Genomic DNA, 11,653 nt, shown 5'->3' with positions numbered 1-11,653 from the left:
AAGCCGGCCGCTTGCGGATTTTGATTTCAGCGGAAATGCAGCGACGACAACCAGGAACCATCCACGATAACGTGATTTGGTATTGCTTCCCGTCAATGGTTTCGTGATGTAACGCATTCTAATTCCAAGGCAAACTATGCTTCTGGTCTGAATGTTTTGAAGCAAATGGTTGCTTTCGAAGTTGCAGGATGTGGCGATGATCTCGACGTGGAGTGAGTGGAAACGGTATCCCCGGCCCGGCCGGGGCGAGAACATCGAAGCCCCGATCAGCCCCGGCCTTTACGAGGTCCGCTACGCCGGCACCGGCGCGTTGCACTCCTTCGAAGCGGTCGACAATGTCGCGCAGGCGCTGGCGCTGCTCCAGGTCGCGCCCAGGTCGTGGTTCGGCCGCCGTGACCCGGCCAAGTTGCCGGACCTCGAATATCGCACCTGCGCGACGTCCTCGAAGGCCGATGCCAAGGCGGCGGCGGAACGTATGATCGGGCGTCGCGAAACCTATCTGAACGGCGCGGCCTAGAGCTTCGGTTCTGATTGAATCAGAACCGAAGCTTGCTAGTTTTGGTGCGTTTTTTGCGCGGATAAGTCTACGCAGCGAACCGGTGTCCAACCTCGGATCAAGTCCGAGGCTATGCTTCGCTCGAAAACGCTCCAGCGGCTCCCGCACACCCGCAAAATTGCTTGACGCATCCGCCCTCAGCGGACGATGCATTGCGACCGGTTTCGACTTATCTTTGGGCGACAACGCCCAGAAAATGCCAGGAGTGACGCCATGAATCCGCCCGTTGCCGCACGCGCTTCGCAATCAGGAACCTCGCTTCGCGATCGCCTGAAAGATCCCTCGCTGCTGCGCGACCGCTGCTTCATCGATGGCGCCTGGGTCGGAACGCCCGTCTTCTCCGTGAACAATCCCGCTACCGGCGCCGAACTGGTGCAGATCCCGCAACTCAGCGCCGATGACGCCACCAAGGCCGTCGAAGCCGCCGAACGCGCCTTCCCGGCCTGGGCCAAGCTGACGGCCAAGCAGCGTTCCAACATCCTGCGCAAATGGTTCGAACTGATCATCGCCAACCGCGAGGACCTGGCGCTGATCCTGACCTCGGAACAGGGCAAGCCGCTGGCCGAGGCGCTGGGCGAGGTCGATATCGGTGGCGCCTATGTCGAGTTTTTCGCCGAGGAGGCCCGCCGCGTCTATGGCGAGACCATCCCGACCCAGCGGCCGGATGCGCGGCTGCTCGCGATCAAGCAGCCGATCGGCGTCTGCGGCGCGATCACGCCGTGGAACTTCCCGAACTCGATGATCACCCGCAAGGTTTCGCCGGCGCTTGCCGCCGGCTGCACCGTGGTGCTGAAGCCTGCCAACGAGACGCCGCTGTCGGCGCTGGCGCTGGCGGCGCTGGCCGAGAAGGCCGGCGTGCCGAAGGGCGTGTTCAACATCATCACCGGCGATGCGCCGCCGATCGGCAAGGTCCTGTGCGAGCATCCTGCCGTGCGCTTCGTCGGCTTCACCGGCTCGACCGAGGTCGGCAAGATCCTGTACCGGCAGGCGTCGGTCGGCGTGAAGAAGCTCGGGCTGGAGCTCGGCGGCAACGCGCCCTTCGTGGTGTTCGATGACGCCGATATCGATGCCGCGGTCGAGGGCGCGATCGTCTCGAAATACCGCAACATGGGCCAGACCTGCGTCTGCGCCAACCGCCTTTATGCCCAGGACAAGATCTACGACGAGTTCGTGCAGAAGCTCTCGAAGAAGGTTGCCGCCATGAAGATCGGCGACGGCACCGAGCAGGGCGTGGTGCAGGGGCCGCTGATCAACATGGAAGCGATCGAGAAGGTCGAGCGGCACATTGCCGATGCGGTGAAGGGCGGCGCCAAGGTCGTCACCGGCGGCAAGCGCTCTTCGCTCGGCCGCACCTTCTTCGAGCCGACGGTGCTCTCCGACGTCAAGTCGGATGCGCTGGTATCGCAGGAAGAGACATTCGGCCCGCTCGCGCCAGTGATCCGCTTCAAGGATGAAGCCGACGTGATCGCGATGTGCAACAAGTCGCCGTTTGGCCTCGCCTCGTACTTCTACTCACGCGACCTCGGCCGCGTCTGGCGCGTCGCGGAGGCGCTGGAATCAGGCATGGTCGGCGTCAACACCGGCCTGATCACGACCGAAGTCGCGCCGTTCGGCGGCGTCAAGGAGAGCGGCCTGGGGCGCGAAGGCTCGCATCACGGCATGGAAGAATATGTCGAGATCAAATACGTGATGATGGCGGGCGTGTAGTCCGTCGTCGGAGCGAAGTCGCGTAGGGTGGGCAAAGCGCAGCGTGCCCACCATCCGCAGTCGAGCCAGAATGGTGGGCACGCTGCGCTTTGCCCACCCTACGACGCTGAGGTCGCTCTTTCCGGGCGGCTTTTTGCTGCGTGAGATCATACACGCCCGGTAACACTCTGTTAACCAACGCGGCCTAGCCTGCGGTCATCGCCCGGTCATCATCAGCCGATTGCCGCCCGGTTCGTTCTAGGAGAACAGCCGATGTCCGTTGAGGCGCTGACATATGCCGCTCCAGGTGCCCGCCTGACAGTCCCGCCAGAGGCTGCTCGTTCGCTTGCCAAGCGACGTCAGGCAACATCGCCCCGATTAGCGGCGAAGATCGAGGACCAAAAGTGGAAACAGACCGTAAGGCTTGTAGATAGCTGATCCGTACCCCCTCATTCCCGACTTGCGGAGCAACGTGAGGCACAAATGACCCAGACCATCGATATCAGGGAAATGAAGGCGCGCGTTGTCGTGTTTGGGGTCGGCGGCGCCGGCGGCAATGCCGTCAACAACATGATCGCGAGTGGGCTGAGAGGCGTCGACTTCATCGTTGCCAATACCGACGCGCAGGCACTCAGCATGTCGAAGGCCACGCGCATCGTTCAGATGGGCACCCAGGTGACCGGGGGTCTTGGCGCCGGCGCGCAGCCTGAAGTGGGGTGCGCTGCGGCCGAAGAGGCGACCGATGCAATCCGCGATCATTTGGCCGGTGCGCACATGGTGTTTGTCACGGCCGGCATGGGCGGCGGTACGGGCACTGGGGCGGCGCCCGTTATAGCCAGGACCGCGCGCGAGCTTGGCATTCTCACCATTGGTGTCGTCACCAAGCCATTCCACTTCGAGGGTCAGCGCCGCATGCGCGTTGCCGAAGCAGGCATTGCCGAACTGCTGAAGGCTGTCGACACGCTGCTGATCATCCCGAACCAGAACCTGTTCCGGGTCGCCAGCGAGAGAACCACATTCGCCGATGCCTTCGTCCTCGCCGATCAAGTGCTTTATTCGGGCGTGGCATGCATCAGCGATCTGATCGTCAAGGAAGGTCTGATCAATCTCGATTTTGCCGACGTTCTCTCGGTCATGCGCGAGAAGGGCAAAGCCATGATGGGCAGGGGCGAGGCTTCCGGCGAGAAGCGCGTGCTCAACGCCGCCGTGGCGGCGATCTCCAATCCATTGATCGAGGACCCCTCGATCAAGCGCGCCAGCGGCCTCATCGTCTCCATCTCCGGCGGCAGGGATCTGACGTTGTTCGAGGTCGACGAAGCCGCTACGCGCATTCGCGAACAGGCCGACCCGGACGCCAACATCATCATCGGCGCCACTTTCGACGAAAGCCTGGAAGGCATCGTCCGCGTCTCCGTGGTGGCGACCGGCATCGATAATCTTGGCCCGGCGCAGCGGGCGCAACGGGTGGAAAGCGCAGTTACCGAACTTGCGAGCAGGCTGCAAAACGACAACCGTCGCATTGCCAATGGGATCGAGCGTCGTGCACCGGTGCCTCAATCAGAGCGTTCGCCGCTCCGCCCGACGACCCGCTACCCTGAACCGGCAGCGCCGATTTCGGAACATGCGCGCCATGCGGCTCCGCAAGGCGTCGATCCGTACGGCCGCTCCGCTCCTGGGCGGAATTTGATCGAGGAAAACCTTCTCGATATCCCGGCCTTCCTGCGCCGGAAGGCCACCTGAGCACGTCCAACTGCCGGAATTAGACGGATTGCAAAAGTCCGTGACACGAGCATCGAGGGTCTTCCTTGAGGTGCGCAGCGCGCCGATGTTTTACGCGGCTGTGCTGCCCGGGTTCTCTGCTGCTTCTTTATTTCCAACCTCCTTGCTGCGCGACAGCCATGCTGGAAGACGGAGTAAGCCAAGCAGGCGATCGTTATTATCTTTTGGCAGCTCGGTCGGCGCCTCATTGGCCAGGTGCGGGAGATCCAGCGCAGCGTGGCCAACTCGCACCGCATCCGCGCGTCGGTCCAGTTCGCGCAACAAGGGATCGATGACGGCTTCGACTTCGGTCGCGACGGATGATAGAAAATTATTGAGCTCGCGAGCTTCGGGCACGACTGCCGCCGCCATCTCGGTCGCCTCGCAGAGCTCGCTGATGACAGGTGTAAACGCTTTGCCAGTTTGCGCGATTCGCTTTTTTATCGCTTCGATTTCGCCCAAAACGTGATTGCGTTCGCGCCGAACTCTTTCCTCAGAAAGGCGGGCCTCGATCTCGGCGATCTGAGCCGTCAGTGTCGTGACATCGGATGCAAGTGCGTCGCGCTTTCCGCGCGCGCGATCGAGATCGCGGCTGAGAGTGTCCACTAGATCGTTCTCTCCGGACATTTTTTGCTCCGCGTAGGACAGCCGTAACGCGAACCGTCAGCCTGGCAAAGGAACGTAAGATCGGCCGACAAAGGCATCGACTTCGTTCGCGTCGCCGGGGCGGTGGATCTAAATACCCCCCAAATCATTCGCATTAGGCGACCGTATGGTTAACAAGTGATTAATTTCCACCGGAGCCAAGCGCGAGAACCCTGGATTGCGCGGAGCCTGTCATCGGGCGCGCATTCGCGCGACCCGTTGGCTCCATCCGGGCTACGACCGTTGCTATCGCCGCAGCACCGCGATGGTGCGGTTGGCGAAGCTCAGGCGCTCGGCCATGATCGAGACGAAATAGGTCAGGAGCTTGTGGCTGAGCGCGGGGTCGGCGTCCCTGAGCGCTTCGAACTGATGCGTGTTCAGGACATAGAGCACGCTTGCGACCTCGGCCTGGATGGTGGCGCTGCGCCGCGTTTGCGAAACCAGGCCCATCTCGCCGACCGTGGTGTAGCGGCCGAGACTGCGCACGCGGGTCGGGCGGCCATCATCGGCCGCGACCATCACGCCGACGCGTCCGTCCAGAATGAAATGCATGGATTCGGCGAGCTCGCCGGCGCGGACGATGGTCTCTCCGGCATCGACCTCGACGCGCTCGCAATAATGCATCAGCGCGCTCGCCTCCTGCTCGGAGCCGAGAATTTCGGTGAACCAGTCGCGCAGGCTCGCTTCCTCCTGCTCCAGCCCGCGGTGCTCGGCGATGATCTCGTTCTCGCACCATTCCAGCGCATGATCGAGCTCGGGCTCGATCCTGACCTCGCCGGAAATGAAGCCGCTCGCGCGCAACGTCTTTTCGGCTGCTGGCGCCAGATGCACCAGCAGCAGCTTGACGCCGCGCTCGTCGGCGCAGCGCTTGATCTGTGCAAAGCTGTAGGCTGCCGATGAATCGATGCCGGTGACGAGCTTGAAGTCGAACACCAGATAGCGGCATTCCGGATGGCGCGCGAGCAGCGCCTTGACGTGCTGGTAGAGCCGGTTGGCCGAGCCGAAGAACAGATAGCTCTGCAGGTTCAGGCCCTGGATCGCGCTGCCACGGTCCGCCAGCAGGTCGAGATCATCGCGCGAGCGGTCCAGCGAGCTGCGATACTCGGTGCCGTCGAAACCATACTTGATCGATTCGATCCGCGCGGCGCTGAAGGCAAAGGTGGCGCAGCCGATCACGACGCCGATCAAGACCCCGGCGACGAAGCCCCATTGCAGGATGATGAGGATGATCGCGAGCAGCGACACATATTCGGTTTTCGACAGCCGCCGTCGCGACTCGACGATCCATTTGTGGAGCTGATCGGCGCCGAGATAGATCAACAGGCCGCCGAGCACGAATTTCGGCATGTAGCCCAACAGCTCGGGCGCGACCGCGAGCATCAGCACCGAGAAGGCCGCGACTGTCACGCCGCAAAGGCGGCCGGTGCCGCCGCTGTTCAGACTGAGCAGCGAGCGGGTGGTGGAGGTGCAGCCGGCGTAACCGGCCAGGGCGCCGGTCAGGATGTTGGCAAGGCCGGTGATATTGAGTTCCCGTTCCAGGTTGGCCTCGCGATGCGCGGCGACCTCGATGCCGGTGGTGTTGAAGAGGGTGCTGGTTGCCGTCACGAACACGACGGCGACGAGATTGCCGAGCAGGTCCGGCACGGCATACCAGGGATAGTCAGCGAAATTCTCCGCGCTCCACGGCAGCATGAATCTGGTCGGAGGCGGCGGCTGAAAGGTCCAGCCCGCGGCCTGCGCCTCGGCGGGCGTGAGGCCGACGATCCAGAATGCGAGATGGCCGATGAGCACGCCGCCGACCAGGATCACCGGCAGCCCGAACGGGCTGCGCGAGCGGTGCCAGGTCAGGTACAGGATCAGCGCCATGGCGCAGGCGGCCGACAGCTCGGCGATGGTGACGACGTTTGCGAACTGAGGCAGCGTCGCAAACTTCAGCTCCATGCCCGTGATGACCCTGATGGCGCCGAGCACGAGCAGGCAGCCGGTGGCGCCGAGGAAGCCGCCGACGACAGGATAGGGCACATAGCGGATGGCGCGGCCCATCCGCGTCACGCCGAAGCCGCACAGCACGATGCCGGTGACGATGGTGGCAAGCCCGAGCGTGATCAGGACCGGCGCCAGCATAGGCGCCGCCGGATTGACGGCCGCCACGCGCTCGACCAGCGCGGAGGCGAGGATCGCGGTCATCGCCGCGGTGGAACTCTCGGGACCCGCGACCGCAAATGGCACCGAGCTGCCGAGCGCGATCACCAGCGCCAGCACCGCCGATGAGATGAAGGTGGCGGCGACGCCGTAAGCGAGATAGGGCGATAGTGGGCCTGCGAAGATCAGGAGCGCATAGGACAGGCCAAAGGTGATCGAGAGCACGCTGGCGGCGCTGCCGCCGAGGATGTCGCTGAACGCGCGACCAATCCGCGGACCCGGTTTGACGTTTCGATGCACCACGCCTTGCATTGCCCTCAACACCCGCGCCACTGGTAAACGAGCGCAGCCGGCCGCGACAACAAGATTCTTGTATCAACGCGTGCATTCGTGGTTTCCACGAAGAGGGAACCCATAACCATGGGCTGCGACGTCACCGGGAAGCACCGTCATTGCGAGCGCAGCGAAGCAATCCACGCCTCCGCAAGTGGCGAGATGGATTGCTTCGCTGCGCTCGCAATGACGGGGATAGAGTTACGCGGTGCTTAGATTTTGAGCTCGCTGCCCGTTACCCGCCGATAAGCCTCCAGGTAGCGCTTGCTGGTCGCGTCCACCACGCTGGCTGGCAATGGCGGCGCCGGGGCGTCGCCGTTCCAGCGGCCGGCGTGGCGCTCAGTGTCGAGATAGTCGCGCAAGGGCTGCTTGTCGAAGCTCGGCTGCGGGTGGCCCGGCTTGTAGACATCGACCGCCCAGAAGCGCGAGGAGTCCGGCGTCATCACCTCGTCGATCAGGATGATCCGTCCATCCTTATCGCGACCGAATTCGAACTTGGTGTCGGCGATGATGATGCCGCGCTCGCGGCTGACCTTTTCGCCGTAGGCGTAGACCGTGCGCGCCATCCGCTCCAGCGTGTCGGCAACATCAAAGCCGACGATCTCGCGCACGCGGGCAACCGTGATATTCTCGTCATGCCCGGTCTCGGCCTTGGTCGCCGGGCTGAAGATCGCAGGCTCCAGCTTGGCGCTCTCGACGAGGCCCGCCGGCAGCTTTTCGCCGGCAAGCGTGCCGTGCGCGGCATATTCCTTCCAGGCCGAGCCGGAGATGTAGCCGCGGATCACGCATTCGATCGGGAAGACGGTGGTGCGCCGGCACAGCATCGCGCGCCCGACGATATCGGCGCGATGGTCTTTCAGCGCGGGCACCTCGCGGATGATTTCATCGGCATCGGCGCTGATCATGTGATGCGGCACGGTGCTCTCGAGCTGGCGAAACCACCAGGCGCTGATCTGGGTCAGCACCGCGCCCTTCATCGGGATGGTCTCGGCCATCACCACGTCGAACGCCGAGATGCGATCGGTGGTCAACAGCAGCACGCGGTCCTCGCCCACGGCATAGATATCGCGGACCTTGCCGCGGCCGATTTGCGGCAAGGGCAGGTCGCTGGCGCGCATCGCATTCATCTGGTCAGACCTTCAAAGCGGCCGCCCGCGAGATTGCGGGCGACATAGAGCGATGGGGAGATAGCTCACTCCGGCAGCGGAATGAACTCATGTTCCTGCGGGACCGGCTCGAAACGTCCGGTTTTCCAGTCCTGTTTGGCCTGCTCGATCCGCTCCTTGCTGGACGAGACGAAATTCCACCAGATGTGGCGTGGGCCTTCGAGCGCGTCGCCGCCCAGGAACATCATCCGCGTCGGCTGCAGCGCTTTCACGGTGATGCGGTCGCCGGGCCGGAAGATCAGGAGGCGCGGTCCCTCATAACGCTCGTTCGCGATCTCGACCTCGCCGTCGACGAGATAGATCCCGCGTTCCTCATGATCGGGATCGAGTGGCACGCTGGTGCCGGCTTCTGCGGCGACCTCGGTGTAGAACCAGGGCGAGACCATCTCGACCGGCGAAGAGATGCCGAACGACGAGCCCGCGATGACGCGCGCGGTGAAGCCGCGTTCGCTGATCATGGGCAGGTCGCCGGCGGCATAATGCTGGAACGAGGGCGCGATCTCTTCCTTGGCCTGAGGCAGCGCGATCCAGCTCTGCAGGCCCAGCATCTTCTGGCCGTCCCGGCGCTGGACGTCAGGCGTGCGTTCGGAATGGGCGATGCCGCGGCCTGCGGTCATCAGGTTCATCGCGCCGGGCTGGATCTCCTGGATGTTACCCTCGCTGTCGCGGTGCATGATGCTGCCGTCGAAGAGATAGGTGACGGTGGCAAGCCCGATATGCGGATGCGGCCGCACATCCATGCCCTTGCCGGCGAGAAACTGCATCGGCCCGAAATGGTCGAAGAAGATGAAGGGGCCGACCATCTGCCGTTTGCCATGCGGCAGCGCGCGCCGCACGGCAAAGCCGTCGCCGAGATCGCGGGTGCGCGGCACGATGACGAGCTCCAGCGCGTCGCAGATCTTGGGATCGCCGAGGATCGGATCGTTGGAGGGAAGCCAGCTCATGAGGGGGACTCCTTATTTCGTGGCTTCAATGATAGCAGGAATCCGCCGCCTGCACGCCATCATCCCGGACGTGCACGCCGGGTGGCGGCTTTTGGCATCATCGTGGCTTGACTCCGGAATCGCCAATGGGGCATGCCATGGGCTTCAAGGTTCCTGCGAGGCCCCCGGAACATGACTTTCACGTCGTGGCAATTCGGCTTGTTTGCCGCGATCGTATTTGTGGCCTACTACCTCCCGCCGCTCCGGCGGTTCCAGGTCCTGCTCCTGGTGGTTGCGAGCCTGTTCTTCTATGGATACGGCCAGCCCGAGCTGCTGCCGCTGCTCGCGGTCGCGGTCGGCGGGACCTATCTGTTCCTGGTGCTTTCGCTGCACGATCGGCGCTGGCTGCCGGCCGGCATCGTCTTCAACCTCGCGCTGCTCGCCTTCTTCAAATACAAATTCCTGTTTCTTGATCCGAAGGCGCCGGCACTGGTCGACAATGCGGCGATCGACTTCCTCTTGAAGCTGCCGCTACCGATCGGCATCTCCTTTTTCGTCTTTCACAATATCAGCCTGTTGGTCGACCTCACGCGCAGCAAGGCCTTGCGGCCGCCTCTGACCGACGTCTTCCTCTACATCATCTTCTTTCCGCAGCTCGTCTCCGGTCCGATCACGCGCGCCGGCAATTTCATGCCGCAGATCGTGCCGAAGCAGCTTGCCGACGTGCCGTTCGTCGAAGCCACGAAATGGATCATCGCGGGCTTCTTCTTCAAGCTCTACGTGGCCAACAATCTCAACGAGATGACGGCCTATATGGACTTCCCGCTCTACGAGACGCTGCAAACCCAGGACCGCTGGCTGCTCGTTTTCCTCTACGGCTATCAGATCTATGCCGACTTCTTCGGTTATTCTGCAATCGCGATCGGTCTCGCGCTTCTGTTCGGCTATCGCCTGCCGATCAATTTCGACCTGCCCTATACGTCGCTGTCGTTCTCGGAATTCTGGACCCGGTGGCACATCTCGCTGTCAACCTGGCTGCGCACCTATCTCTACATCCCCTTAGGGGGAAACCGCCATGGGCGTGTCAGAACCTATCTCAACCTGATGATCGTGATGGGGCTGGGCGGCCTCTGGCACGGCGCAGGCTTCAGCTATCTGGCGTGGGGCGTACTGCACGGGCTGTTCCTGGTGATCGAGCGGCCGTTCCTGCGCCTGCTGCAGGCGATCGATTCCGTGCCGCTGCGCCTGTTGCGGATGGGGGTGGTGTTCTTCTGCGTCACCATGGCCTGGATCTTCTTCAAGCTGCCGAATTTCGATCATGCGCTCGCCTATCTCACCGGCATGTTCACGCCGACCACCAACCCGAATCCGCCCAAATTGTTCTACAATCTTGCGCTGCTCTACGCGCTTCCGGTCCTGCTGCAGCATATGCGCATCACATCGCTGTTCGAGACCGCGCTGACGCGGTGGGAGCCATATGCCTATGGTGCGCTGGTCGCGCTTGCCTATCTGGAGGCGGGGCCGGACAGTGCCTTCATCTATTTCCAGTTCTGATCGCATGGAGCAGCAGCCCAAACCCACCGCCTGGTTGATCAAGAGCGCCGTTGCGGCAGCGCTCCTGCTGCTCGCCTGCGGTATCGCGACCGCGCGGTTCGGACACACGCTGCAACTGCCGGTGACGACCGCGCGCGATGGCGCGCTCGTCATCGTGAACCGCTATGTCGACAATCCCGTTCCGGATGTCGTGCTGGTCGGCAGCTCGCTGACCTTCCGGCTGAGGGAGGAATATTTCGAAACGCCGCGCGTGGGGAATCTGGCGTTCGCGGGCGGCTCGCCCGTCACTGCGCTCGAGATCCTCGCGAGCCAGCGGCAGCTTCCCAAGCTGATCGTCGTCGAGACCAATATCTTGTCCCGCGCGCCGGATGTGGAGCTGGTGAAGCGCTTCTCCACCAAGGAAGGGCACGAGGCGCTGTTCTTGCGCCCGATCCGGACCGCCGTTGCGGCCTATGAGAACCGGGTGCATGCCCCGGTCACCCACGCCCAGATTGCGGCCCGGCTGAAAAGCCTGCTCGCGCAGCCGCCCGGCAATTTCGACAACCACGTCTATCTGCAGCGGGCGATCGGAGAGATGGAGTCCGAAGACCCGAGCGCCGCCGCCAAGGTCAATATCGAGATGATCGGCCGGTTGATCGAGGTGCTGGAACAGCGCGGCGCCCGCGTGCTGCTGATGGAAATGCCCTACGCCGCGCCGATCGAGACATCGCTCTATGTCAGGACCACGCGCGAGATCGTCCATCGCGCGTTCCCGGATCAGAACCGCTGGCTGCCGATCGACGTCGACCGTAGCGAACTGCGATGGGACGACGGCGTGCACCTGGACGCACGGTCGGCGGTGCTGGTGAGCCGCTACCTGGATGAATGCTTTTCCGCTAGATTGAAGTGAT

Annotated in this window: 9 protein-coding genes; 5 read left to right on the top strand and 4 right to left on the bottom strand. The window is 63.1% G+C overall.

Going from position 1 to position 11,653, the window contains the following annotated elements:
- The first annotated feature begins 196 nt into the window (after positions 1–196).
- The 3 genes from ACZIRK_RS07345 to ftsZ all read left to right on the top strand — a co-directional run bounded on the left by ACZIRK_RS07345 (position 197) and on the right by ftsZ (position 3,982).
- Positions 197–517, top strand: a complete 321-nt coding sequence (locus ACZIRK_RS07345; RefSeq protein WP_028162550.1) for a hypothetical protein — start codon at positions 197–199, stop codon at positions 515–517.
- A gap of 252 nt (positions 518–769) precedes the next feature.
- Positions 770–2,263, top strand: a complete 1,494-nt coding sequence (locus ACZIRK_RS07340; protein WP_028162549.1) for an NAD-dependent succinate-semialdehyde dehydrogenase — start codon at positions 770–772, stop codon at positions 2,261–2,263.
- Positions 2,264–2,725: 462 nt separating this feature from the next.
- Positions 2,726–3,982 carry a cell division protein FtsZ gene (gene ftsZ / locus ACZIRK_RS07335; RefSeq protein WP_130229487.1) on the top strand — a complete coding sequence of 419 codons (1,257 nt, stop codon included), beginning with the start codon at positions 2,726–2,728 and terminating at the stop codon, positions 3,980–3,982.
- 90 nt (positions 3,983–4,072) lie between these two features.
- On the opposite strand, the gene ACZIRK_RS07330 is transcribed toward ftsZ, so the two are convergent.
- The 4 genes from ACZIRK_RS07330 to ACZIRK_RS07315 all read right to left on the bottom strand — a co-directional run bounded on the left by ACZIRK_RS07330 (position 4,073) and on the right by ACZIRK_RS07315 (position 9,230).
- Positions 4,073–4,627 carry a hypothetical protein gene (locus ACZIRK_RS07330; protein ID WP_245475039.1) on the bottom strand — a complete coding sequence of 185 codons (555 nt, stop codon included), beginning with the start codon at positions 4,625–4,627 and terminating at the stop codon, positions 4,073–4,075.
- Positions 4,628–4,891: 264 nt separating this feature from the next.
- Entirely contained in the window at positions 4,892–7,099 is a 2,208-nt protein-coding gene (locus ACZIRK_RS07325) for an SLC26A/SulP transporter family protein (RefSeq protein ID WP_130229489.1), read from the bottom strand.
- Positions 7,100–7,332: 233 nt separating this feature from the next.
- Positions 7,333–8,247, bottom strand: coding sequence for a phosphoribosylaminoimidazolesuccinocarboxamide synthase (locus ACZIRK_RS07320; RefSeq protein ID WP_130229486.1), 915 nt, complete (start codon positions 8,245–8,247; stop codon positions 7,333–7,335).
- A gap of 65 nt (positions 8,248–8,312) precedes the next feature.
- Entirely contained in the window at positions 8,313–9,230 is a 918-nt protein-coding gene (locus tag ACZIRK_RS07315) for a pirin family protein (protein WP_463327114.1), read from the bottom strand.
- 171 nt (positions 9,231–9,401) lie between these two features.
- Here ACZIRK_RS07315 and ACZIRK_RS07310 point away from each other — a divergent pair, with 171 nt between their 5' ends.
- Positions 9,402–10,763 (top strand): MBOAT family O-acyltransferase, encoded by a 1,362-nt coding sequence (locus ACZIRK_RS07310; RefSeq protein ID WP_165435531.1) that lies wholly within the window; start codon positions 9,402–9,404, stop codon positions 10,761–10,763.
- Positions 10,764–10,767: 4 nt separating this feature from the next.
- A complete protein-coding gene (locus ACZIRK_RS07305) occupies positions 10,768–11,652 on the top strand; it encodes a hypothetical protein (protein WP_130229483.1) in 885 nt (294 codons plus the stop codon).
- Position 11,653: the final 1 nt, after the last annotated feature.

This window comes from Bradyrhizobium sp. Leo114 (genome assembly GCF_055229415.2).
Note: the sequence above shows the minus strand (reverse complement) of the source record. Positions and strands in the feature narration are given on the sequence as shown.

Bases quoted from the DNA above. Each gene is read 5' to 3' on its own strand.
- ACZIRK_RS07345 (WP_028162550.1), top strand. From the start codon at position 197: ATGATCTCGACGTGGAGTGAGTGGAAACGGTATCCCCGGCCCGGCCGG.
- ACZIRK_RS07340 (WP_028162549.1), top strand. From the start codon at position 770: ATGAATCCGCCCGTTGCCGCACGCGCTTCGCAATCAGGAACCTCGCTT.
- ftsZ (WP_130229487.1), top strand. From the start codon at position 2,726: ATGACCCAGACCATCGATATCAGGGAAATGAAGGCGCGCGTTGTCGTG.
- ACZIRK_RS07330 (WP_245475039.1), bottom strand. From the start codon at position 4,627: ATGTCCGGAGAGAACGATCTAGTGGACACTCTCAGCCGCGATCTCGAT.
- ACZIRK_RS07325 (WP_130229489.1), bottom strand. From the start codon at position 7,099: ATGCAAGGCGTGGTGCATCGAAACGTCAAACCGGGTCCGCGGATTGGT.
- ACZIRK_RS07320 (WP_130229486.1), bottom strand. From the start codon at position 8,247: ATGAATGCGATGCGCGCCAGCGACCTGCCCTTGCCGCAAATCGGCCGC.
- ACZIRK_RS07315 (WP_463327114.1), bottom strand. From the start codon at position 9,230: ATGAGCTGGCTTCCCTCCAACGATCCGATCCTCGGCGATCCCAAGATC.
- ACZIRK_RS07310 (WP_165435531.1), top strand. From the start codon at position 9,402: ATGACTTTCACGTCGTGGCAATTCGGCTTGTTTGCCGCGATCGTATTT.
- ACZIRK_RS07305 (WP_130229483.1), top strand. From the start codon at position 10,768: ATGGAGCAGCAGCCCAAACCCACCGCCTGGTTGATCAAGAGCGCCGTT.